Origin of the sequence: Chromohalobacter israelensis DSM 3043 (assembly GCF_000055785.1) — a bacterium.
GTDB lineage: Bacteria > Pseudomonadota > Gammaproteobacteria > Pseudomonadales > Halomonadaceae > Chromohalobacter > Chromohalobacter israelensis.
The window spans coordinates 1,765,374-1,790,105 of sequence record NC_007963.1 but is presented as its reverse complement, the minus strand read 5'-3'; the positions used below and the strand labels follow the sequence as shown (position 1 = coordinate 1,790,105).

Sequence of the window (24,732 nt, the reverse complement as noted above, 5' to 3'; positions counted from 1 at the left end):
TCAGGCCTCTTTCTCGATCATGGTGAGGTTATCACGCAGGATGGGGCCGTACTCGTACTTGCCGGGGCAAACGTAGGTGCACAGCGCGAGGTCTTCTTCATCCAGTTCCAGGCAGCCCAGCTGCATGGACGTCTCGATATCCCCCACGATCAACGAACGCAGAAGCTGGGTCGGCATGATGTCCAGGGGCATCACGCGCTCGTAGGCGCCCACCGGCACCATGGCACGCTCGGAGCCATTGGTGGAGGTATTCGGCGCGTACTGGTTCAGGCCCAGGAATTGCGACACGTAGATGCCCATCACCGAGTGACGACGCAAGCCGGGTGACAGCCAACCCAGGAAGGCGCGCTTGTTGCCCTCTTCCAGCAGCGTGAACTGGCGATGGAAGCGACCCAGAAAGCGCCGTGAGCCTTCCGCGATCTCGCCGCCGAAGACCGACCCCGAAATCACCCGGGTGTCGTCCGGCGCCTCGATCTCGCCGTCGAGCAACTCACTGCTGCTGGCGCCCAGTCGCGTGCGCAACAGACGCGGGTGCTTGGCCCGCGGGCCGCCCACGGCGATGACCCGCCGGGTGTCCAGGCGCCCTTCGACGAACAGCTTGCCGAAGGCGATGACATCCTGGTAATCCAGATGCCAGACCTTGCGTCCCAGGCTGACCGGCGAGAGAAAGTGAATGTGCGTTCCCACCAGGCCTGCAGGATGCCGACCGGCGAACGCCTCGTGCTGCACGCCTTCGAGCTGGCTGCCCGGGATCTCGGCGCCTTGCTGATGACACACGAAGACCTTGCCCGGCGTCAGGCGCTTGAGCACCTTGAGACCATGCTCGAACGCCGCCTTGTCTTCCTCGATCACGACACTGGGGTCGGCGGAAAGCGGATGCGTATCGATGGCAGTGACAAAGATGTCGGCCGGCACGGCATCGGGTGCGGGAGTGCGCGAGAAGGGGCGAGTGCGCAATGCCGTCCAGAGCCCCGAATCGACCAGCTGATCGACCACCGCCTGGCGATCAAGGCCATCCAGCGCCTGTTCGCCGTGCGCCGTGAAGGAAACCGCTTCTTCGTTGTCGTCGAGCTTGATTACCACTGACAGCAGACGCCGCTTCTCCCCGCGGTTGATCGCCACCACTTCGCCTGCGCCTGGCGCCGTGAACCGTACACCCGGGACCTTCTTGTCGGTGAACAGTAGCTGGCCCAGTTTAACCTTGTCCCCCTCTCGGACCTCCATGGTCGGCTTCATGCCAACGTAGTCGGTACCGAGGATCGCCACGTGTCGCACCGGTGACGCATCGTCGATGCGCTGCTCGGGCGACCCGGCGATGGGGAGATCCAGGCCTCGTTTGACTTCGATCATAATCTCGCCCAGTTGTCGGATCTGATGTTTCGAAAGGAAAGGGGTCCATGAACGCTCACGCGTCGGCCGCGCGACTTGGTGCTCGGCGGCGCGGAATCGTCACGGGTGTCGGATTCTTTTCTTATCAGACGATTGCTTCTTTCGGCCCATGGCCAAGGGCCGTCCCCAAAATCGGGCACCATTATAGAGAGACGAGCCCCGGATGACTACATAACCATAGGAAGCATAGGGCTTACGCGGCATGATACCGACGACGACGAGCGCCCCGGGAAGACCCGGGGCGCCACGAGAGAGAAACGGCCTGCGCTTCAGTGCTGTTCGCGGGGGAGGTAAACGAAGCTCACGTTGGACATGTGCTGCAGGATGCGCACCACCTGGCAGCTGTAGCCGAACTCGTTGTCGTACCAGACGTAGAGCACGACCTGGCGGTCGTCGGCGATGGTCGCCTGGGCATCGACGATGCCGGCATGGCGATTGCCCACGAAGTCCGACGACACCACCTCGGGGGAGTCGACGTAGTCGATCTGCTTCTGCATCCGCGAATGAAGGGCCATTTGCCGCAGGTATTCGTTCAATGCCTGACGGTCCGCCGCCTTGTCCAGCGTCAGGTTGAGAATCGCCATGGACACGTCCGGCGTGGGCACGCGGATGGCGTTGCCGGACAGCTTGCCCGACAGCTCCGGCAGCGCCTTGGCCACCGCCTTGGCGGCACCGGTTTCGGTCAGCACCATGTTGAGCGCGGCGCTGCGACCGCGGCGGTCGCCCTTGTGGTAGTTGTCGATCAGGTTTTGATCGTTGGTGTAGGCATGCACCGTCTCGACATGCCCGTGCACGATGCCGAACTCGTCGTTGACGGCCTTGAGCACCGGCACGATGGCGTTGGTGGTGCAGGAGGCGGCGGAAATCACGCGATCCTCGTCGGTGATTTCGTCATGGTTGATGCCATGCACGATGTTCTTGACGCCGCCCTTGCCCGGTGCCGTCAGCAGCACCTTGGCCACGCCCTTCGACGCCAGGTGCTGGGACAGCCCCTCCTCGTCGCGCCACTTGCCGGTGTTGTCGACCACCAGGGCATTGTCGATCCCGTACGCGGTATAATCGATGTCCTGGGGCGCGTCGGCGTGAATGACCTGAATGTAGTTGCCGTTGGCGATGATGGCCTGGTTGTCGTGATCGACGCGGATCGTCCCGGCGAAGGGCCCGTGCACGCTGTCGCGGCGCAGCAGGCTGGCACGCTTCTCGAGGTCGTCACCGCCCCCGCGCACCACGATGGCCCGCAGGCGCAGCAGGTTGCCGCCCCCGGCCTTCTCGATCATGATGCGAGCCAGCAGACGCCCGATGCGACCGAAGCCGTAGAGCACCACATCCTTGGGCTCGCCCCCCATGCCGGTATCGGCATGACGGCCGACGATATCCGCCAGCTCCGTTTCGAGGAACGCCTTGACGTCGTCCTGTCCGGAGCGCTTGAACGCCACGCCGAGCTTGCCGATGTCGACGTGCGCGGGCCCCAGGTCGAGCTCGGTCATGGCCTTGACCATCGGCAGGGTGTCGCGCACGGACAGCTCGGTGCCCTCGACCTTTTTGACATAGCGGTGATTCTTGAGAATACGAATGACCGAGCGATTGATCAGGGACCGACCGTAAAGCGAAGGCACGATATTGTACTTGCGATACAGGCGACCCAGCAGTGGAATCATCTCCTCGGCCAGGGCTTCGTTTTCTTGCCAATCCTGAAAATAGGTCTCGAGCTTTTGTTGACTCACGGCGGGCCTCGTCACGGCAGCGGGGGATCGAAAACCCGCGCATTATCGGTAGGCTTTCACGGACTTGGCAATGCCAGCTTGGTCGCATGCGGTGTAATTCCACTACACCCACAGGGTCTTGACTACAGGGAAAAAAGCAGGCATTGCAACGCACGTTCAGGCACTTTTTTCGACTACAAGGCCGGCATTTTCGTCGCTTTAAATCTCGTCGAATCGCCCCCAATCCCCTTTTAGCTTGCTATCATCGTGTCGACTAGGAAACCAAAGCGCACCATGTCGTATTTTTCACCGCTCGATCCTCCGTCCCCACGGGGCCTGCGCGATACGCTTTATTGGCAGCGTCCGCATGCCGCCGCCAGCGCCTTGTCACTGGCGCGCCTGGCCGATGACGCCCCCTTGATGGTCGTGGCACCCAACACCGCCAGCGCGCAACGCCTCGAAAGCGCCCTGCAGTTCTTCGCCGATCATCCCATCCTGTCGTTCCCCGACTGGGAAACGCTGCCCTACGACAGCTTTTCGCCGCACCAGGACATCGTGTCGACGCGCCTGAAGACGCTGCGCCAGTTGCAGGAAGGCACCCGAGGCATCGTCGTGGTGCCCATCAACACCCTGATGCAGCGCCTGTCGCCCACCGACTATATCGCCGGTCGCGTGCTGACGCTGCGCACCGGCATGCAGCTCGACCGGGAAGGGTTTCGCGACCGTCTGTCCCGCGCCGGGTATCGTGCCGTGGAGACCGTCTACGAACCGGGCGAGCACGCGCTGCGCGGCGCCCTGATCGACCTCTACCCGATGGGCAGCGACCACCCCCTGCGCATCGACCTGTTCGATGACGAGATCGACACCCTGCGGCACTTCGACCCCGACACCCAGCGCTCGCTGGACAAGATCGAGCGAATCGAGCTGCTGCCCGCGCACGAATATTCGCTCTCGCGTTCGGCGATCGCCTGTTTCCGCGAAGGGTTCGAGACGCTGTTCGACGTCGATCCGCGCCAATGCCCGCTCTACAACGATGCGCTCAAGGGCATCCCCTCTCCGGGTCTGGAGCAGTACCTGCCGCTGTTCTTCGAGGAGACCGCGACCCTGTTCGAGCATCTGGCGGACAATACCCGCATCGCCCTGCTGCCCGGCGTGCACGACGCCGCCGAGCATCACTGGAGCGCCATCGAGAGCCGTTACGACAACCTCGGCGTCGACCCCACGCGCCCGTTGCTGCCGCCGGCGCACGCCTTCGTGCCGGTTGCCGAGGTGTTCGCCGCCATCAAGCGCCATCCGCGCGTGGCGATCGTCGAGGAAGACGAACAGCAGCCGCACGCCGTGGTGCCGACCACCCAGCCGCCTCCCGACGTCGCCATCAATGCCCGTGCGCATCGTCCGCTGGCCAAGCTCGAATCCTTTCTCGCCGCGCACGATGACCTGCGCATCCTGCTCGTCGCCGAATCCAGCGGCCGTCGCGAGGCCCTGGAGGAAACTCTCGCCCCCCTGGGGCGCCCGCTGGCCGTGGCCGAGGGCTGGCAGCACTTTGTGGACGGCAGTGCCCCGCTGGCGATCTGCGAGGGCAGTCTCGACGAAGGCCTGTGGCTCGAGGATGCGAGCACCTGCGTCATCACCGAGACGGAACTGTATGGCGACGTCGTGCGCCAGGCACGTCGCCGGGGCCGCGCCACCGACGACAACGAGCTCGCCGTGCGTCACCTGGCGGAACTGCGTCCCGGCGCCCCGGTCGTGCACCAGAGCCATGGCGTGGGTCGCTATCAGGGGCTGGAAACCCTCGAGGCCGGCGGCCAGGCCGCCGAGTTCCTGGCGCTGGAGTACGCCGGTGGCGCCAAGCTCTACGTGCCGGTGGACAGCCTGCACCTCATCTCGCGCTATGCCGGCGCCACCGACGAGCTGGCACCGCTGCACAAGCTCGGCTCGGAGACCTGGGACAAGGCCAAGCGCAAGGCCGCCGAAAAGATCCGCGATACCGCCGCCGAACTGCTCGATACCTATGCGCGGCGCGAGGCCCGCGAGGGCTTCGCCTGTGCCCCGCCCGACGAGGACTACGCGCGTTTCGCCGCCAGCTTCCCTTTCGAGGAAACGCCCGACCAGCACGCGGCGATCGAGGCCGTCATCGGCGACATGACCGCCGCGCGGCCCATGGACCGCGTGGTCTGCGGCGACGTCGGGTTCGGCAAGACCGAGGTCGCCATGCGCGCGGCCTTCCTGGCGGTCGAATCCGGACGTCAGGTCGTGGTGCTGGTGCCCACCACGCTGCTGGCCCAGCAGCACTACGACAACTTCCGCGACCGCTTCGCGGATACCGCGGTGCAGATCGAGCTCATCTCGCGCTTCACCGCCGGCAAGGGGCAGCAGGCTTCGCTCGAGCGCATCACCGAAGGACGCGCCGATATCGTCATCGGTACCCACAAGCTGCTGTCCAAGTCGATGTCGCTGCCCAACATGGGACTGCTGATCATCGACGAGGAGCACCGCTTCGGCGTCTCGCAGAAGGAAAAGCTCAAGGGTCTGCGTGCCGAGATCGACATCCTGACGCTGACGGCAACGCCCATCCCGCGCACCCTGAACATGGCCATGAGCGGTATCCGCGACCTCTCGATCATCGCCACGCCGCCGGCGCGCCGTCTCTCGGTCAAGACCTTCGTGCAGCAGCGCAACGAGGGGGTCCTGAAGGAAGCCCTGCTGCGCGAGATCCTGCGTGGCGGCCAGGTCTACTTCCTGCACAACGAGGTCAAGACGATCGACGCCACCGCCGCCAAGATCACCGAACTGGTGCCCGACGCGCGAGTGGGGATCGCCCACGGCCAGTTGCCGGAGCGCGAGCTGGAGCGGGTGATGTCGGACTTCTACCACAAGCGGTTCAACGTGCTGGTGTGCTCGACCATCATCGAGACCGGGATCGACGTGCCCAGCGCCAACACCATCATCATCGAACGCGCCGACAAGTTCGGTCTCGCGCAGCTGCACCAGTTGCGCGGCCGCGTGGGCCGCAGCCATCACCAGGCCTATGCCTACCTGCTCACGCCGCCGCCCAAGGCCATGACCCGGGACGCCCTCAAGCGACTCGAGGCAATCGGCCAGGCGGAAGACCTCGGTGCCGGCTTCACCCTCGCCAGTCACGACATGGAAATTCGGGGCGCCGGGGAACTGCTCGGCGACGAGCAGAGCGGGCAGATGGAAACGATCGGCTACAGCCTCTATATGCAAATGCTCGATCGCGCGGTCAAGGCCATCAAGAGCGGCAGAACGCCGAACATCGAGGCCCCCCTCGACGAGGGCGTGGAAGTCAGCCTCAATCTGCCGGCCTTGATCCCCGACGACTACCTGCCGGACGTGCAGCAGCGCCTGATCATGTACAAGCGCATCGCCAATGCCGAGAGCGAGGGCGAGCTCAAGGAGCTGCAGGTGGAAATGATCGACCGTTTCGGCCTGCTGCCGGCGCCGCTCAAGACGCTGTTCCGCCAGACCCGGCTGCGTCAGCGTGCCGAACGCCTGGGCATCACGCGGCTGGAGGCGGGCGCCGAGCGTGGCCGCATGACCTTCGGTACCCAGACGGCCGTCGACCCGATGACGCTGGTCGAGATGATCCAGCGCGATCCCGCCCACTATCGCCTGGATGGGGCCGACACCCTGCGCTTCGAGGGCGAGATGGCCGACGAGGAGTCTCGTTTCGCCCTGCTCGAAGCCTTGCTGGAGCGCCTCAACCAGAAGGCCAAGGCGGCGTGACCCGGTCGGCCGCGCGTGCTCGCGCGGCCGACCGTCCTCCGCAACGACCCGCATCGCGCCGGCGCGGCACCAAGAGGCTTGTGTCGGCACGAAAATACGCCAGAATGCAGATGACCGTGGCACATGCCACTTGCCTGAACGATAAAGAGTCCATATCCATGCCGGTTACTTTTCGAGGCCTTTCGCCCTTCCTGCTGGCCCCGCTGCTCTCCCTCAGCACCGCGGCGTTGGCCGAGTCCGCTCCCGGACCCGTCATCGACCCGGACACGGCGACACCTGCCGCTCCCGGTCCCGTCATCGACCCGGAGACGGCGAATCTGCCGCAGAGTTCGTCCAAGCCGCATGACCAGCGCGTGACTCGCTTCACGATCGCCGACGACAGCAACATCGTGGGCAAGAAGCGGATCATCGAGGCCGAGAAGGAAGACACGCTGCTCGACATCGGGCGTCATTACGGCATCGGATACGAAGAAATGCGCCGCGCCAATCCTGACGTCAGCGTCTGGTACCCCGGCGCCGGCACCGAGGTGGTGGTGCCGACCCGTTTCATCCTGCCGGACACGCCCTACGAGGGCGTGGTCGTCAACATTCCCGAAATGCGCTTGTACTATTATCCGCCCCGCAAGGAAGGAGAACCGCAGCGCGTGGAAACCTACGCGATCAGCGTGGGCCGCATGGACTGGTCGACTCCCCTGGGGGAAACCCGCATCACCGCCAAGCAGGAAAATCCGCCCTGGTATCCACCGCAGTCGATCATCGAGGAACACGCGGCAGACGGTCGTGAGCTGCCCGACGTCGTCCCCCCTGGCCCCGACAACCCGCTCGGCAAATACAAGATGCGCCTGGGCCTGCCGGGGTACCTGATCCACGGCACCAATCGCCCGCAAGGTGTCGGCATGCGCGTGACGCATGGCTGCATTCGCATGTTCCCGGAAGACGTGGAACATCTTTTTGGTCAACTGCCCGTGGGCACCAAGGTCAATCTCGTCAGCGAGCCGACCAAATTCGGCTGGCGCGACGATACCCTGTACGTGCAGTCGTTCCCGTTGCTGGAGGAAGACCGGCGCTCACCGGTGCTCAAGCGCATGCTCGATGCCGACGAGGCGCTCGTGGCGACACTCGCGCGTCACGAGATCGACACCGAGGTCGACCACAAGCGGCTCGCCGAGGCGGTCCTGATTCCCGCCGGCGCGCCGGTGGCACTCAATGTCGAGCCGGAGCCGGCGGCACCGCGCATTCCGCTCCCGGGCAGCCTGTATGACGCCCTGCCGACGCCACCGACCCTGCTGTATCAGTCGGTCGAGGTGCTCGAGTCGAGCTGAGGCTTGTCATGCAAGGAAGCGATCGGCGCATCGTCGTCTCCCCGGATCACCACGCGTGTGCCGATCGACACCAGCCGGGTCAGCTCCTCGATTTGAGGATTGGTGACCGCCACGCAGCCTTCCGTCCAATGAAAGCGCCGGTGAATGTCGGGGTCGCTGGCGCCCAACCCGTGAATGCCGATGTAGCCCCCCAGCACCGTGTCCTGAGGGGGGGCGCCATTGCGATAGTAAGCGTCCTGGAAATCGGCGTACTCCGCGGGTGACATCAGCCCGGCCCGCATCGCTTCCCGCGCGGTCTCGAGCTTGGGATAGTCCAGCCCCAAGAAGATATTGAACTTGCTCTCGCGGTTGATCCGATTGATGTGGAACTCCCCCGTCGGCGTCATGTTGCTGCCTTGCTTGCGCACGCGTGCCGTGCCGCCCCGTCCCAGCGACACCGGCTCGAACCGCTCGATGCGCGTATCGCCGCGATAGATGTCCAGCGTCGCCTCGCGGTCATCGATCAGCACCCAGATCTCGTCATCCGCCGCCATCGCCGACGGCATGTTCCACGCCAACAGGAAAACCACGCCCAGGGCCGTTCCCAGGACACGCGTCCATCGCCTCATTATCCACTCCGAGTGATCGTGACAAGGCGCTAGCGTACACCGAAAGCCCCCGGGGACGTCATCCCCGCCCCCAACGAAAAGGGCCCCGCCGAAGCGGGGCCCTTTCCATGACCGAGCGTCGAAACGCCAGCCAATGCTACCTACGCATCACTTGCGCATGGAGCGCTCGAACATGCGATCCATTTCGGCACGGTTGCGCTGAGTCGCTTCGAGAGCGGCCTGCGCGTCACGCTGAGCCTGCTCGGCAGCGTTCATGGCCTGCTGAGACATGCTCTTGGCTTCAGCCGCATCGGCCTGCGCCTGATCGATATCGCTCTTCATCTGCTCCTGGTTGGAAGCACAACCAGCCAACACGGCCAGAGAGCCGGCGGCGACTAGAAGCTTGAGCGTGTTCTTGCTGTTGGACAACATCTGCGTTCTCCTTGAAAGCCTTTCTGTGTGTGGTGATGAAGCCCTGATACATCAGGTCCCTCATGTACCGCTCACAGGATAATACGAATACCACTAATATCGCCAATATCAATTGCCTGCGAGGCGTTAAATTTTCCCACGCTGCCCATGACAAGGCGATCCAGAGACGATCATTCGTCGCCAAAATGCCACACCCATGATGCCGATTTGCGTCATTTTACCCGCCAGGCAGCGATAATGTGTCGTTACACGACAGGTCGGAAGAATCGCGACGTCTTGACGTTTCCCCCTCGCTTACTGGCGACACGGCCCCGCCGATGTCATGCGGCATCTGCCACGCGCAGAGCCACCATGAAAAGACCCTGCATGCGGACATGCAGGGCCGAGACTCTCATGCGCGGCGTGATGACGAGGACGTCAGTCGTCCTGCCATACGGCGTTGGCGATATCCACGACGTGGCGCAGCTTGTCCCACTGCTGGGCCTCGCTGAGCAGGTTGCCTTCCTCGGTGGAGGCGAAACCGCACTGCGGGCTGAGGCACAGCTGTGACAGCGGTGCATGGCGCGACGCCTCGGCGATCCGCGCGCTCACGGTATCGGCCGGCTCCAGCTCGCCGCTCTTGCTGGTGATCAGCCCCAGCACCGCCTGCTTGTGTCCCTCGGGCAGGAAGCGCAACGGCTCGAAACCGCCCGCACGCTCGGTATCGTATTCGAGGAAATAGGCATCGACATCGACACGCCCCAGCAGCGTCTCGGCTACCGGCTCGTAGCCCCCTTCGCTGATCCAGGTGGAGCGGAAGTTGCCACGGCAGACGTGCAGGCTGACATGCAGATCATCGGGCCGTCCCGCCAGGGCGTGATTGAGCACCTCGGCGTAGATATGCTGCAGTCGATCGGCATCCTCGCCCCGCTCGCGTGCCGCCGCCAGTTCCTTGTCGGAGCAGAGATAGGCCCAGACCGTGTCGTCGAGCTGCAGATAGCGACAGCCCGCCGCGTGGAAATGCGCGACCACGTCGCGGTAGGTGTCGGCCAGATCGGCGAAGAAGGCATCCAGGGAGGGATAGACGCTGCTGTCGATATTGCGGCGACCGCCACGGAAGTGCAGCACGCTGGGACTCGGCAGCGTCATCTTGGGGGTCGCCTTGTCGACCGTGCCCGCCAGGAAGCGGAAGTGGTCGAGCATGGGGTGAGCCGGGTCGAAGCCCAGCTTGTCGGTCACCCGCACGGCACGGGCCTGGGTCTGACGTCCTTGGAACTGAATGCCCTGCTCCGCGTTGTAGCCTTCCACGCCCTTGAGGTCCTCGAGAAAGTCGAAGTGCCACCAGGCGCGACGAAACTCGCCGTCGGTCACCGCCTTGAGGCCCAGCGCCTCCTGCTTGGCGACGACACGGCGGATTTCCGAATCCTCGACCGCGCGCAACGCGGCATAATCGGTCTCGCCGTCGTGAAATCGGCGCCGTGCCTGCTTGAGTTCCTCGCTGCGCAACAGGCTACCGACGGTGTCGGCACGGAAAGGAGGCTGATACTGGCTCATAGCGATTCTCGACTCTTGGGCTCGATGGTTAGGGCGCTCACTTTGCCGGGCAAGACGCGGCATGACCACTGCATATTCCTCAAGTGATCATGAATGACGTTCATGACCACCGACACGATAACGCCCGGTCCCCTGCAAGGGAACCAGGCGTCGTCGAAGCAGGGAAAGCCCCTCGGCGTCTTGTGTCGCCTCAGTGCACCGTCTCGGGCGCCTCCGGCGTCTCTTCTTCCTCGCCGTCCCAGAGACGGGTCCGAGTGATCGCATGATCGATCATCTGGCGCGCCACCTCGAAGCGGCTCTGGCGCAACAGGTCCAGCGCCTCCTCCGAGAAGCGGATGCTGACCAGCGGTTCGCCGTCGCTTTCAGAGGGACGGAGCACGACTTCGCCGTCGGCAAGCTCGACGATTTCCAGAATCGCGGTATCGGACACGCTACATTCTCCCGTTTGCACCAATAAAAAACGACCAAGGCGATCGCCATGGTCGTTTCTTTTCATTGCCCCTAGGATACCACCGCCGGCGCACGGCGTCACCACTCCTCGCTGGTCTCGCGCCATTGAGCGAGCTGCGCCTTGAACGCGCGAAGGCATGTATCGAGCTGATCGGAGAGGGCCCCGTCCTGGGCGGTCGCGATCAGACCCTCAGTGCCGCCATGGCGACGCGCCGCCCCATCCACAGCGTGCAGCTCGTCGAGCCTGGTCAGCAGCACCGCCAGCCAGCTGTCGTCGCGCCGCGCCAGCTCACGCATCTGCACGAGCGCGGCCAGCGCCGGACCGCCGTCGCTCAACAGCTCCCGCCAGTCGTGGCGCGGCAGTTGGGCGTGCTCGGTCAACTCGCGCAGCGCCGCGTTGAGCGCCATCTCCAGCGTGGCCAGGGCGCCCTCTTCATGGGCCATGCAACGGGCAGCGGCGTGCTCGTCGTCCTTGACCTCGGCGCCGAGCAGCAGCTCGGCGTGATACAGCAGTTGATTGGTCCGCCCGCGCGGTGTCATTTGCGCTTATCCTCGACTCGCCATTGGCCATCCTCGTACTCGGCGCGCCACCCGCTCGCCTTGCCGTCGCGCTCGCTCATCACGTACTGGCGCTTGGTCTTGCGCGAGAAGCGGATCTGGGCGTCGCGGCCATCAGGGTCCTCGCTCGGCGCGTCGAGCAGAAAATGATATTTCTCGGGCAACTCGTCGCGATGCGCCTTGAGCTCCTTGACCAGTGGCGCACGCGTTTCCCGGTTCTTGGGAAACTGGCTCGCAGCCAGGAACAGGCCGCTGGCGCCATCGCGCAACACGTAATGGTCCTCGACCTTCTGGCAGGCCAGCTCGGGCATCGGGATCGGATCCATCTTGGGCGGCGCGACCTCGCCATTGCGCAGCAACTTGCGCGTGTTCTTGCAGTTCTCGTTGGTGCAGCCGAAGTACTTGCCGAAACGTCCCGACTTGAGCTGCATCTCGCTGCCGCACTTGTCGCATTCGATGGTGGGCCCGTCATAGCCCTTGATGCGGAATTTTCCCTGCTCGATCTCGTACCCGCTGCAATCCGGGCTGTTGCCGCAGATATGCAGCTTGCGGGTCTCGTCGATCAGGTAGCTGTCCATGGCAGTACCGCACTCCGGGCAACGCCGCTTGGCACGCAGCGCTTCGGTTTCCGCTTCCTCGTCGGCGTCGGCCGCCACCGCTTCGTCACCGGCAATGAGGTCGATGGTCGTCTTGCAGCGCTCCTTGGGCGGCAGGTTATACCCCGAGCAGCCCAGGAAAACGCCCGTGGAGGCCGTGCGGATCTGCATCTTGCGACCGCAGGTGGGACAGTCGATATCCGTGGGCACCGGCTGATTGGGACGCATGCCCTCCTCGGCCTCGGCATGCTCCAGCTTGGCCTTGAACTCGGCGTAGAAGGCATCCAGCAACTCGCGCCATTCACGATTGCCGGCGGCGATCTCGTCGAGATGGTCTTCCATGCGCGCCGTGAAGCCATAATCCATGAGATCGCTGAACGACTCGGCGAGGCGATCGGTAACGATATCGCCGAGTTTTTCGGCGTAGAAGCGGCGATTTTCCAGCTTGACGTAGCCACGGTCCTGGATCGTGGAAATGATCGACGCATAGGTCGACGGACGCCCGATCCCGCGCTTTTCCAGTTCCTTGACCAGGCTCGCCTCGGTATAGCGGGGAGCCGGCTTGGTGAAGTGCTGCTGCGGATCGAGCGCCTGCAAGGTCATCTCGGCCCCTTCCTCGAGGTCGGGGAGCGACTGGTCTTCCTCTTTCTTGCCCGCAGGCTTCATCACCCGCGTGTAGCCATCGAACTTGAGCACGCGGCCGCGCGCCTTGAGCTCGAAGCCCTCGGCCTCGATGGTCAAGGTCGTCGCCAGATACTCCGCCGGCACCATCTGGCAGGCCACGAACTGGCGCCAGATCAATTCGTACAAGCGCTGGGCGTCGCGCTCCACCGCCAGGTCGTCGCCGGCCTGCGTCACCTCGGTGGGACGGATCGCCTCGTGCGCTTCCTGAGCGCCATCCTTGCTGGCGTAGCGATTGGGAGCGTCGGGCAGATAGGACTGGCCGAAGCGCTCGCCGATGAAGGCACGCGCACTTTCCACCGCATCCTGGGACAGGTTGGTGGAATCGGTACGCATGTAGGTGATGTACCCCGCCTCGTAGAGACGCTGCGCCAGGGTCATGGTCTTCTTCACCGAAAAGCCCAGCCGACCGCTGGCGGCCTGCTGCAGCGTCGAGGTAATGAAGGGAGCGTTGGGCTTGGAGCGCGTCGGCTTGGTCTCGCGCTCGGTGATCGTCAGCGCTGCGTCGCGCAGCGGCGCGATGCGCTCGAGCGTTTCCTGCTCGGACGTCGGGCGGAACGCCTTGCCCTGGTGACGCGCCACCTCGAACCGGATGGGAGTGTCCTCGCCCGAGGCGGGCAGGAGGTCGGCGTGAACGTCCCAGAACTCCTCCGGCACGAAGGCGCGAATTTCGCGCTCACGCTCGACGATCAGACGCACCGCCACCGACTGCACGCGCCCCGCCGACAGGCCACGAGCGATCTTGCTCCACAACAGCGGCGAGAGCATGAAGCCCACCACCCGGTCCAGGAAACGACGCGCCTGCTGGGCCTCGACCCGGGACAGGTCGAGGTCGCCCGGCGTCTTGAAGGCCTCCTGAATGGCGTTCTTGGTGATCTCGTTGAAGACCACCCGCCGATAGCGCGAGGCATCGCCGCCGATGGTCTCCTGCAAGTGCCAGGCGATCGCCTCCCCCTCGCGGTCAAGGTCGGTCGCGAGATAGACGGCATCGGCCTTCTCGGCGAGCTTCTTGAGCTCGGCGACGACCTTCTCCTTGCCCGGCAGCACTTCGTAGTTGGCTTCCCAGCCGTGCTCGGGGTCGATCCCCATGCGGCGCACGAGCTGGTTCCAGTGTTTCTGCTTCTTGTAGACGGCCTTCTCGTCGGGCGACATCTTGCGTGTCGCCGCCGCCTGGCGTGCCCGCTCCTTGGGATCGGTTGCGTTCTTGCCGGATCCGCTCGTCGGCAAGTCACGGATGTGTCCCACGCTCGATTTCACGACGAAATCGTTGCCGAGATACTTGTTGATCGTCTTGGCCTTGGCCGGCGACTCCACGATGACCAGTGACTTACCCATAACGCTCCACTCGAATGGCCGACGCCGCATGGCGCCGGCAGTAATGTCGTGGCCGGGAACCGCCCGGCGAAAAATGCGCCTACCCTACCTTAGCGCCTCGTTGCGCGCCAGTATGTTGCGACATGGCCTCTGGAGCCGGACAGTCGCCCGTGTTTACCGAGCCAGCCAGCAAAACACTAGTCGGCATTGCTTGCCGTCGGCAAGCCCAGCGCTGCGGATGAACGATGGCGCATGCCGGCGTCGTCATCCACGCTATTCACGAGCCGATGGCATGACGTGCCTGTCATATAAAAGGTGATAACCTGCAGATGACTGCCCGGTCGCATCGCGCCTGTCGAGTCGATGAGGCACAATGTAGTAAAATAACCACATGGCGTGCCGAGAGCCGTCCCCTATTTTCACGAGGCCAAGGAGAATTCCATGCAGAATGCGTTTCACGGTCCGATTCGCCGCACCAAGATCGTCGCGACGCTGGGGCCCGCCAGCGATCGCGAAGGTGTCCTGGATGCCATGATCGCCGCAGGCGTCGACGTGGTACGACTCAACTTCTCCCACGGCTCCGCCGACGACCATCGCCGGCGGCTGCTCGCGGTGCGTGAAGCCGCCGAACGCGCCGGCCGCACCGTTGCCGCGCTGGGCGATCTGCAAGGCCCCAAGATCCGCATCGCACGCTTCCAGGAAGGCGCCGTCACCCTCGAGCAGGGACAGCCCTTCATCATCGACGTTTCCCTGGAGCGCGATGCCGGCGACGCGAACCGGGTCGGCTGCGACTACAAGGACCTGGCCGACGACGTCGCGCCCGGCGATGTGCTGCTGCTCGACGACGGGCGGCTGGAACTGCAGGTCGAGCGCGTCGATGCACCGGCCATCCACACCACGGTCAAGGTCGGCGGCAAGCTTTCCAACAACAAGGGCATCAACAAGCAAGGCGGTGGTCTGTCCGCGGCCGCCTTGACCGACAAGGATCGCGAGGACCTTCAGACCGCCATCGATATCGGCGTCGACTATCTCGCCGTCTCCTTCCCGCGGCATGGCGACGACATGCGCCTGGCACGCGACCTGCTCGGTGAAGCCGGCAGCCATATCGGCCTGGTCGCCAAGATCGAGCGCGCCGAGGCGGTGGCCGACAACGACACCCTGGACGACATCATTCGCGCCAGCGAGGCGGTCATGGTGGCGCGCGGCGACCTGGGCGTGGAAATCGGCGATGCGCAGCTGATCGGGGTGCAGAAGCGCATCATTCAGCATGCGCGCAGCCTTAACAAGGTCGTGATCACCGCAACGCAGATGATGGAGTCGATGATCGACTCGCCGCTGCCCACCCGCGCCGAGGTGTTCGACGTCGCCAATGCGGTCCTCGACGGCACCGACGCGGTCATGCTGTCCGCCGAAACCGCCGCCGGCGACTACCCCGTGGAAACCATCAAGGCCATGGAGCGTCTTTGTCTGGGCGCCGAGCGCGAGCGCGCCGCGCAACAATCCCAGCACCGCATCCACGAAGGCTTTACGCGGGTCGATGAAACCGTGGCGCTCTCGGCGATGTATGCCGCCAACCATCTGGCCGGCGTGTCCGCCATCGTGTGCATGACCGCGACCGGCTACACGCCGCTCATCGCCTCGCGCATCCGCTCCGGGCTGCCCATCGTCGCCCTGGCGCACACCGCCATCGCCCAGCGCCGCATGGCCCTCTACCGTGGCGTGGTCTCGCTGCCCTTCGACACCCAGGGCATGCCCCCCACCGCCTTCAACCGGCACGCAGTCGATCGTCTGGTATCGCTGGGCATCGCCAAGCAGGGCGATCACGTCATTCTGACCCGCGGCGATCACATGAACGCCCACGGCGGCACCAACACCATGAAGATCATCCAGGTAGGCGACGACATTGACTGAGCAACGGCCTCGTCGGCAAGCCACGCGCACGCTGCCGGCACGCAAGCGCATTGCGCTGATCGCCCATGACGGCAAGAAGGCGGAACTGCTGGCGTGGGCGGAGCGCTGGCGCGACACGCTGGCCCGTCATGACCTGGTGGGAACCGGCACGACCGCTCAGCGCGTCGCCGAAACGCTCGGTCTGGAGGTACATGGGCTGATGAGCGGCCCCCTGGGGGGCGATCAGCAGATCGGGGCGCGCATCACCGAGAGCCGCCTGGACATGCTGGTGTTTTTCTGGGACCCCTTCGCTCCCATGCCCCACGATCCGGACGTCAAGGCCCTGCTCCGCCTCGCCGCACTGTGGAACCTTCCGGTGGCGACCAACGCCGCCAGCGCCGACTTCATCATCACCTCCCCGCTGGTCGCGCAGGAGGTCACGGTGAACGTGCCGGATGCCAATGACTGGCTCGCCACGCGCCGCGATCCCTGAGCCGCAATGCGCCGCATGCCGGAACCGACCGGCATGCGGCGATTTCACATGCCAAGGGGGCGTTTTCGGGTTACGCTGAATATTGCAGTGCAGCAATTCGCGACCAGGAGCGCCCCCATGTTTCCCATGCAAGCCGCTTGGCTGGACGCCGCCAGCCCCGTCCTCGATCCCTTCGGCCTGATGCGGGCCACCCAAGCCTATTGGCAGGACACCTTCGAACGCAGCGTGCTGTACTGGGACGTCATGCGCCAGCGCGGCAATCAATATCTCGAGCACATGGCGCAGACCAGGCCCAATGTCCTGGGCTTCGACGCCGAGGTCCTGATCGACGGCCGCGATCTGCCGCACCCCGTCAACTATGAACTGATGCGCATCCTGCCGCCGGAGGGCGTGACGCTGGACCCGCTCAAACGCCCGTTCGTGGTGGTCGATCCGCGTGCCGGCCACGGGCCCGGTATCGGCGGCTTCAAGCCGGACAGTGAAATCGGCGTTGCCATGCGCGCCGGTCATCCCTGCTATTTCATCGGCTTTCTGCCGTTTCCGATGCCGGGCCAGCACGTCGAGGACGTGGTCGACGCCGAGATCGCCTTCCTGCGCGAGGTGGGAGCACGCCATGCCGGCGAGAAGCCCGTGGTGATCGGCAACTGCCAGGCAGGCTGGCAGCTGATGATGGCCGCCGCCTTGGCCCCCGACGCCTTCGGCCCGATCCTGATCGCCGGCGCTCCGCTGTCCTACTGGGCCGGAGAACGCGGGCGCTATCCCATGCGCTACACGGGCGGGCTGCTGGGCGGCAGCTGGCTGACCGCGCTTGCCGGCGATCTGGGCGCCGGCCTGTTCGATGGCGCCTGGCTGGTACAGAACTTCGAACGCCTCAACCCCGCCAACACGCTCTGGGCCAAGCAGTACCGGCTGTATGCCGATGTCGATGACGAGAGCGCGCGCTATCTGCAATTCGAACGCTGGTGGGGCGGCCATATCGTGCTCAATGCCCAGGAAATCCAGTACATCGTGGACAACCTCTTCATCGGCAATCGCCTGAGCACGGCTCAGTTGATCACCCGTGACGGGCGCCGCATCGATCTGCGCAACGTGCGCTCGCCCATCGTGGTGTTCTGTTCGCAGGGCGACAACATCACCCCGCCGCCCCAGGCGCTGGGCTGGATCTCCGACCTGTACGACGGCGTCGAAGACATCGTCGCCAACGAACAGACCATCGTGTATTGCGTCCACGACTCGACCGGCCACCTGGGCATCTTCGTGTCGGGCAGCATCTCGCGCCGCGAACATGCCGAATTCACCGCCAACATGGACTATATCGACGTCCTGCCGCCGGGCCTCTACGAAACGGCCATCACCGCGCGCGACGGTGCGGAGACGACCGACGGCGACTATCTGCTCGAATTTCGGCCACGCGGGGTCGACGATCTCCAGCCCCTGGTGCAACCGCGTGAAGACGACGAACGCCGCTTCGCCACCGTGGCCCGCCTGTCGGAAAGCGGCCTGGCACTCTATCAGCACTACGCCCAGCCCTGGATGCAACTCCTCATGACGCCCGAAGCCGGGCGCTGGATACGCCGGCTGCACCCGATCCGCCTGGGCTACAAGCTGCTCTCCGATCGCAATCCGCTGATCGCGCCCATTCCCGTGTTCGCCGAGCACATCCGCCGCCACCGGCAACCTCTCGCCGACGACAACCCCCTTCGCCAATGGGAAGGCATGCTGGCAAGCGTCATCGAGAACGGCCTCAAGGCCTATGGCGAATGGCGTGACCGCACCGGCGAGCGCCTGTTCCTGGATATCTACGGGCAACCCTGGCTGCAGGCCTTGGCCGGTATCGGCCCGGACCAGGCACGCACACGCCCGCACCCGGGGCGCCTGCCCGAACACCGCCAGTTCCTGCAGATGCGCCGCGACGCCCTGCGCGAGCGTATCACCGTGGGTGGCGTGCGCGAGGCCATCGTCCGCGCCCTGATCTATATCCTGGGCGGCGCGCCGACGACCGACGAGCGCAACTTCCAACGCCTCAAGGCAACCCGCGAGGAGCTCGGCAAGAGCCTGGACCTGCATCACTTCAAGATGCTGGTGCGCGAACAGTTCTTCATCCTCAAGCTCGACGTGCGTGCCGCGCTCGAGGCGCTGCCCACGCTGATTCGCCGCGACGGCGACACCGACATCGAGGCCCATCTGGCCCATATCACGCATATCCTCGATGCCAGCGGGCCGCAGAGCGAACAAGTGCGCATCCGCTTCGCGCGCGTCAAGGCCCTCTTTGCGCGAGCGGCGGCCTAGCACGACATCGCCCCGCCACCGCGAACGCTTCCCGACGGGGAAACATCGCGGATGGCGGGGCGAAGCGCTCGCGGCGGCAGCGGATCAGGCGATCTCGACCAGTACCTCGCCCGGCGTGACACGGTCGCCCTTGGCGACGTGTACCGCCTCGACGGTCCCCGCGACCCGCGCCTGCACCTCGGTCTCCATCTTCATCGCCTCGGTGATCAAGACCGCCTGGCCTTCCTCGACGCGATCCCCCTCGGCGACCAGCACATCGACGATGTTGCCGGGCATGGAAGTGGTGACGTGGCCGGGCTGCGAAGCACGCGCACGCCCCGAGGTCTCGCCGCCGACGAAGGCATCCTTGGCCTCGAAGACGACCTCCTCCGGCATGCCGTCGAGCGTCAGATACACCTGACGCTTGCCACCGCTGTTGCCGCCGACCCCGGTGATCTGCACTTCATAGGACTCCCCGTGCACGTCGATCACGAACTCGGTGGGCACCCCTTCGGTGACCGGCCGATTGGCATCGCCGGCGGCGGCGGCGGGTATCGGCTCCGTGACCAGCGTACCGTCGCGCCGTCCCTGGAGGTAATCACGTCCCAGCTCGGGGAACATGGCGAAGGTCAGCACGTCTTCCTCGCTGTCCGCCAGCTCGCCGACCTCCTTCGTCAGACGCGTCATCTCGGGAGACAGCCGATCCGCGGGGCGCCCTTCCTCCACCGGCGAGTTGCCGATGGCCTGACGGCGCACGTCGGCATCCACCGCCGCCGGCGGATGGCCGTACCCACCCTGCAGATAACGCTTCACTTCGTTGGTGATGGTCTTGTAGCGCTCGCCGGTGAGAACGTTCATCACGGCCTGGGTACCGACGATCTGCGAGGTCGGCGTGACCAGGGGCGGATAGCCGAGATCGGCGCGCACCCGCGGAATCTCGTCGAACACGTCGCGGATCTTGGAAAGCGCGTTCTGCTCCTTGAGCTGATTGGCGAGGTTGGACATCATGCCGCCCGGTACCTGGTTGATCTGTACCGAGACGTCCTCGCGGGTGAACTCGCTTTCGAAGGCGGCATACTTCTGTCGCACGCCGCGGAAATAGTCACCGATGTCCTTGAGGGCCTCGAGGTCCAGGCCGCTGTCGTACTCGGTGCCCTGGAAGGCGGCGACCATGGATTCGGTCGAGGGATGACTGGTCCCCCCGGCGAATGCCGAGATGCAGGTATCGATGTGTCGGCAGCCCGCCTCGACCGCCTTGAGATGGCAAAGCGGCGCCAATCCAGAGGTGGCATGGGCATGCAGGTGAACCGGCACCTCAACGGCCTCGACCAGGGCGGCCACCAGCTCGCTCGTGGCATACGGCGTCAGCAGCCCCGCCATGTCCTTGATGGCGATCGAATCGGCGCCCATGTCGACCAGTCGCTTGGCCTGATCCACGTACATCGCCAGGGTATGCACCGGGCTCACCGTATAGCAGATCGTGCCCTGGGCGTGCTTGCCGCTGGCCTTGACCGCACGCATGGCGGTTTCCAGGTTGCGCAGGTCGTTGAGCGCATCGAAGACGCGGAAGACATCGACGCCGTTGTCCGCCGACCGGGCGACGAAACGCTCGACGACGTCATCGGCGTAATGCCGATACCCCAGCAGGTTCTGCCCGCGCAGCAACATCTGCAGCGGCGTGTTGGGCATCGCCTCCTTGAAGGCGCGCAGGCGCTCCCAGGGATCTTCCTTGAGAAAGCGCACGCAGGCATCGAAGGTCGCACCGCCCCATACCTCGAGCGAGTGATAGCCGATCGCATCCAGCTTGGCACAGGCGGGCAGCATGTCCTCGGTGCGCAGGCGCGTGGCGATCAAGGACTGGTGGCCGTCGCGCAGCACGACATCGGTGATTTTGACCTGGGAAGATGACACGGCATTCATGAGGTATCTCCTTAAAGACCGGCGTGGGCGGCGATGGCGGCGGCAATGGCCAGGGCGACTTCCTCGGGATTGCGCTTGACCGAGTAATTGAGCAATTCGGGATGTCCCGGCACGAAACCGGTATCAAAATGCCCGCTGCGAAAATCGGGGTGGCGCAGAATCTCCTGGTAATAGGGCGCGGTCGTCTTGACGCCTTGCAGACGCATGTCGTTGAGGGCCCGGATGCCGCGATCGAGGGTTTCTTCCCAGCTCATGCCCCACACGATCAGCTTCAAGCACATGGAGTCGAAATACGGCGGGATCGTATAGCCGGTGTAGATCGCGGTATCGGTGCGCACCCCCGGCCCTCCGGGAGCGTAATAACGCGTGATGCGTCCGAACGACGGCAGGAAATCGTTCTTGGGATCCTCGGCATTGATGCGGAACTGGATCGCATAACCGTGATGACGGATGTCCTCCTGGCGGTAGGCCAGCTTCAGGCCGGCGGCGATGCGCAGCTGCTCGCGCACGATATCCACGCCGGTGATCGCCTCGGAAATGGTGTGCTCGACTTGCACTCGGGTATTCATTTCCATGAAGTAGACCTCGTTGCCCTTGACGAGGAACTCCACGGTACCGGCGTTTTCGTAGCCCACCGCGCTGGCCGCGCGAACCGCCATCTCGCCGACGTAGGCCCGTTGTTCGGGCGTCAGCTGAGGGCTGGGCGCGATCTCGATGAGCTTCTGATTGCGGCGCTGGATCGAGCAGTCGCGCTCGAAGAGGTGGATGACGTTACCGACGCTGTCGGCAAGGATCTGCACCTCGATGTGATGCGGCTCGACGACGCATTTCTCCATGAACACGTCGGCACTGCCGAATGCCTTGGTCGCTTCGGAAATCACGCGCTCCCAGGCCTGCTCGAGCTGGGCCGGGGTGTCGCAACGGCGAATGCCGCGCCCCCCGCCACCGGAGGTGGCCTTGAGCATGACCGGATAGCCGATGGTGTCGGCCAGTGCCAAGGCCTCGGCACAGGTCTCGAGATTGCCGTCCGAGCCCGGCGTCACCGGCACGCCGGCGTCGCGCATCGCGGCGCGCGCCGCCGTCTTGTCGCCCATCCGCGCGATCACGCTGGCGTCCGGCCCCACGAAGGCCAGGCCGGCGTCTTCGCAGATGCGTGCGAAATCGGCATTCTCCGAGAGGAAGCCGTAGCCGGGGTGAATCGCGTCACAGCCCGTCTCGCGGGCCAGGTCGACGATGCGCCGCGGATCGAGGTATCCCGCCAAGGGGTCCTCGCCCACGAAATGCGCCTCGTCGGCGCGCTTGACGTGCAGCGCGAAGCGGTCGGGCTCGGTGTAGATCGCCACCGACCGGATGCCCATTTCGGCGCAGGCGCGTACAATGCGTACAGCGATTTCGCCACGATTGGCGATGAGAAGTTTCTTGAACACCGTCTGCCCTCCGGTTTCAGGCGCCCTGCTAATCGACGATTAGCGTGGCGTCCGTTTAGGGTTTGTACGAAAAGTCGACGAGCGAAGGCAAGACAAGGCAAAAATCGGCGAAAGAGCGGAGTTTACGGGGTGTAAATGAGCATCTTGAGCCGATTTTTAACGCCGTATTGCCGAGCGCAGACAGTTTTCGTACAGAGCCTAGGTCGTAGCGTGCTTGTTATCCGTCCTCTCACGCTACCCACCGAAGGACCAATAGAAAAATTGATATTTTTTTGCCAAGCTATAAGCAATAGCTTATGACCACGCCGGGGGCGTCATGTCGCGACCCAATCTGCTCAATCGTCTGACCTTTCGCCAGCTGCAGGTCTTCCAGGCCGTGCATCGCCAGCAGTCCTACTCGCGGGCGGCCGAACAGCTCGGGCTGACCCAGCCGGCGGTCAGCGCCCAGATCCGCCAGCTCGAACAGGCCCTCGAGCAGCCGCTGTTCAAGTATGCGGGCAAGACGCTGCATGTCCTGCCCGCCGCGGATGCGCTGGCCGCCTCGGTACAGTCGATCTTCGGCCAGGTCTCGAGCCTGCAGATGGAGCTCTCCGAACTGGCGGGCACCATCCGCGGCGAACTCAATCTCGCCGCGGTGAGCACCGCACAGTACGTGGTGCCCCACATCCTGGCACGCTTTCGCGCCCGCTACCCGGAGGTGCAGGTGCGCCTGCGCGTCTGCAATCGCGGCCAGGCCCTGGAGCGTCTCGCCGAGCGCCGCGACGACCTGGTGATCATGGGCATGGTTCCCGAGGATGCCAATCTTGCCTTCATGCCGATCCTCGACAACGAGATGATTCCCGTGGTGTGGCCCGGCCACCCGCTCCTGACGGCCGACGCGCCCACGCTCGAGGACTTCACGCGCTACTACGTGCTGATGCGCGAGCCCGGTTCGGGAACGCGTACCGCCTTCGAGGACTTCGTCGCCCGCGAGCGCGTCTCGCTGCGCCACACGCTGGAGCTCGGCACCAATGAAGCCATCAAGCAGGGTGTCATGGCGCATCTTGGCGTTGCCGTGCTGCCGCGCCTGGCGGTACAACTCGAACTCGCCTCGGGACTGCTGGCCTCACCGACGCTGCCGGGCTTTCCGTTGCGCCGTTCGTGGTGCACCGTGCATCCCAAGGACCGCTATCCCACGCCCGTGACCGAACTCTTCCTGCGCTTCGTCAGGGAGCTGCTGCCGGAGCTGAACGCCCATTTCAAGGCACCGCTGGTCCCCGCGCCCGGCCCCAGCTTCGCCTGTACGCCCTGATCCGCCACCGCCACCCTTGACTCCAGCGCTGACGGCCCTCACCTAGGAGGGCAACGTCATCCCGTTCGATTTTCCACGGAGTCAATCATGCAAGCGATCACCACGACCGGTCAGCCCCAGGCCGCCCCCGAAGAAGCCTTCGAGATTCGCCAGCGCGAGACACCCACGCCCGGCGATCAGGACCTGCTGGTGCGCATCGAGGCCGTCTCGGTCAACCCGGTGGACACCAAGATACGCCAGGGTGCCTTCCTGCCCAGCGACCAGCACAATGTGCTCGGCTGGGACGCCGTGGGCCGGGTGGAAAGCGTCGGCGCCGGCGTCGAGCACTTCGCACCGGGAGATCGCGTCTACTATGCCGGCGAGGTCGAACGCCCCGGCTGCAACGCCGAGTACCAGCTCGTCGATGCCCGCCTGGCCGCCAAGGCCCCCCAGCAGTTGAGTGTCGAGGAAGCGGCCGCCATGCCGTTGACGTCCCTGACCGCCTGGGAGGCCCTGTTCGACAAGCTCAAGCTGTCTCAGGGCGCTGACACCCATCGCGAGCAGACCCTGCTGATCATCAACGGTGCCGGCGGCGTCGGCTCGATCGCGATCCAGATGGCGCGGCAGCTCACCGGCATCAAGGTCATCGCCACGGCTTCCCGCGACACGTCCGTCGAATGGTGCCGGCGCATGGGCGCGCACGAAGTGGTCGATCATCACGACCTCGTGGCGAACATGCAGCAGGCCGGCCACGCGCAGGTCGACTACATTTTCAACTGCCACGATATCGGCGACCACTGGGACAACATGGTGTCGCTCATTCGTCCCTTGGGTCATATCGTGGCCATCGCCGAGACCCAGAAACCCGTCGACCTCAATGCCCTGCAAGGCAAGGCAGTGACGTTCAGCTGGGAATTCATGTTCGCCCGGCCCCTGCACGGTGCCGATATCGCCCATCAAGGGCAGATCCTGGCGACGCTGGCCGAGCATTTCGACGCCGGCCGCCTGCGCAGCACGCTCAGCGACATCGTCGGCCCGCTGACGCCGGCCAACCTCGGCGAGGCGCACCGGCGCCTCGAAACCGGACACACCACCGGCAAGCTCGTACTCGGTGCCATGCCCGCCGCCTGACGCCCAGGTTCGACCGGCCGC

At 64.8% G+C, this 24,732-nt stretch carries 17 protein-coding genes; 7 read left to right on the top strand and 10 right to left on the bottom strand.

What is annotated here, in order from left to right:
- Both CSAL_RS07995 and CSAL_RS07990 read right to left on the bottom strand, forming a co-directional pair.
- On the bottom strand, positions 1-1,350 hold the full coding sequence (locus CSAL_RS07995; protein WP_011506868.1) for a Na(+)-translocating NADH-quinone reductase subunit A: 1,350 nt from the start codon (positions 1,348-1,350) through the stop codon (positions 1-3).
- Positions 1,351-1,658: 308 nt separating this feature from the next.
- Positions 1,659-3,113: a glyceraldehyde-3-phosphate dehydrogenase gene (locus CSAL_RS07990; RefSeq protein ID WP_011506867.1), complete on the bottom strand. Its 1,455-nt coding sequence runs from the start codon at positions 3,111-3,113 to the stop codon at positions 1,659-1,661.
- 273 nt (positions 3,114-3,386) lie between these two features.
- Between CSAL_RS07990 and mfd the strand changes: the two genes are divergently transcribed.
- Both mfd and CSAL_RS07980 read left to right on the top strand, forming a co-directional pair.
- The gene (gene mfd / locus CSAL_RS07985) at positions 3,387-6,839 is read left to right on the top strand and encodes a transcription-repair coupling factor (RefSeq protein WP_011506866.1); all 3,453 of its coding nucleotides are present in this window, start codon (positions 3,387-3,389) and stop codon (positions 6,837-6,839) included.
- Positions 6,840-6,997: 158 nt separating this feature from the next.
- Positions 6,998-8,161: a L,D-transpeptidase family protein gene (locus CSAL_RS07980; protein WP_011506865.1), complete on the top strand. Its 1,164-nt coding sequence runs from the start codon at positions 6,998-7,000 to the stop codon at positions 8,159-8,161.
- On the opposite strand, the gene CSAL_RS07975 is transcribed toward CSAL_RS07980, so the two are convergent.
- From CSAL_RS07975 to topA, 6 genes are all read right to left on the bottom strand, one after another.
- A complete protein-coding gene (locus tag CSAL_RS07975) occupies positions 8,131-8,769 on the bottom strand; it encodes a L,D-transpeptidase family protein (RefSeq protein WP_011506864.1) in 639 nt (212 codons plus the stop codon). The two genes, CSAL_RS07980 and CSAL_RS07975, sit on opposite strands and share 31 nt — an antisense overlap.
- A gap of 147 nt (positions 8,770-8,916) precedes the next feature.
- The gene (locus tag CSAL_RS07970; RefSeq protein ID WP_011506863.1) at positions 8,917-9,180 is read right to left on the bottom strand and encodes an Lpp/OprI family alanine-zipper lipoprotein; all 264 of its coding nucleotides are present in this window, start codon (positions 9,178-9,180) and stop codon (positions 8,917-8,919) included.
- A gap of 417 nt (positions 9,181-9,597) precedes the next feature.
- The gene (locus CSAL_RS07965) at positions 9,598-10,713 is read right to left on the bottom strand and encodes a cobalamin-independent methionine synthase II family protein (RefSeq protein ID WP_035409980.1); all 1,116 of its coding nucleotides are present in this window, start codon (positions 10,711-10,713) and stop codon (positions 9,598-9,600) included.
- Between the two features lie 190 nt (positions 10,714-10,903).
- The gene (locus tag CSAL_RS07960; RefSeq protein ID WP_011506861.1) at positions 10,904-11,143 is read right to left on the bottom strand and encodes a hypothetical protein; all 240 of its coding nucleotides are present in this window, start codon (positions 11,141-11,143) and stop codon (positions 10,904-10,906) included.
- Positions 11,144-11,241: 98 nt separating this feature from the next.
- On the bottom strand, positions 11,242-11,703 hold the full coding sequence (locus CSAL_RS07955) for a DUF6586 family protein (RefSeq protein ID WP_011506860.1): 462 nt from the start codon (positions 11,701-11,703) through the stop codon (positions 11,242-11,244).
- The gene (gene topA / locus CSAL_RS07950; RefSeq protein ID WP_011506859.1) at positions 11,700-14,333 is read right to left on the bottom strand and encodes a type I DNA topoisomerase; all 2,634 of its coding nucleotides are present in this window, start codon (positions 14,331-14,333) and stop codon (positions 11,700-11,702) included. The genes CSAL_RS07955 and topA overlap by 4 nt, the downstream gene beginning before the upstream one ends.
- A 420-nt stretch (positions 14,334-14,753) precedes the next feature.
- On the opposite strand from topA, the gene pyk reads away from it, so the two are divergent.
- The 3 genes from pyk (at position 14,754) to CSAL_RS07935 (ending at position 18,984) form a co-directional block, all read left to right on the top strand.
- Positions 14,754-16,223, top strand: a complete 1,470-nt coding sequence (gene pyk / locus CSAL_RS07945; protein WP_011506858.1) for a pyruvate kinase — start codon at positions 14,754-14,756, stop codon at positions 16,221-16,223.
- Complete coding sequence (locus tag CSAL_RS07940; RefSeq protein ID WP_011506857.1) at positions 16,216-16,695, top strand: methylglyoxal synthase; 480 nt, start codon at positions 16,216-16,218, stop codon at positions 16,693-16,695. The genes pyk and CSAL_RS07940 overlap by 8 nt, the downstream gene beginning before the upstream one ends.
- A gap of 117 nt (positions 16,696-16,812) precedes the next feature.
- On the top strand, positions 16,813-18,984 hold the full coding sequence (locus CSAL_RS07935) for a DUF3141 domain-containing protein (protein WP_011506856.1): 2,172 nt from the start codon (positions 16,813-16,815) through the stop codon (positions 18,982-18,984).
- A gap of 84 nt (positions 18,985-19,068) precedes the next feature.
- On the opposite strand, the gene oadA is transcribed toward CSAL_RS07935, so the two are convergent.
- Positions 19,069-20,883, bottom strand: a complete 1,815-nt coding sequence (gene oadA / locus CSAL_RS07930; RefSeq protein ID WP_011506855.1) for a sodium-extruding oxaloacetate decarboxylase subunit alpha — start codon at positions 20,881-20,883, stop codon at positions 19,069-19,071.
- Positions 20,884-20,894: 11 nt separating this feature from the next.
- On the bottom strand, positions 20,895-22,310 hold the full coding sequence (locus tag CSAL_RS07925) for an acetyl-CoA carboxylase biotin carboxylase subunit (RefSeq protein ID WP_011506854.1): 1,416 nt from the start codon (positions 22,308-22,310) through the stop codon (positions 20,895-20,897).
- Positions 22,311-22,626: 316 nt separating this feature from the next.
- Here CSAL_RS07925 and CSAL_RS07920 point away from each other — a divergent pair, with 316 nt between their 5' ends.
- Both CSAL_RS07920 and CSAL_RS07915 read left to right on the top strand, forming a co-directional pair.
- On the top strand, positions 22,627-23,601 hold the full coding sequence (locus tag CSAL_RS07920) for a LysR family transcriptional regulator (protein WP_011506853.1): 975 nt from the start codon (positions 22,627-22,629) through the stop codon (positions 23,599-23,601).
- An 87-nt stretch (positions 23,602-23,688) separates the two neighbouring features.
- Positions 23,689-24,711: a zinc-binding alcohol dehydrogenase family protein gene (locus tag CSAL_RS07915; RefSeq protein WP_011506852.1), complete on the top strand. Its 1,023-nt coding sequence runs from the start codon at positions 23,689-23,691 to the stop codon at positions 24,709-24,711.
- Positions 24,712-24,732 lie beyond the last annotated feature (21 nt).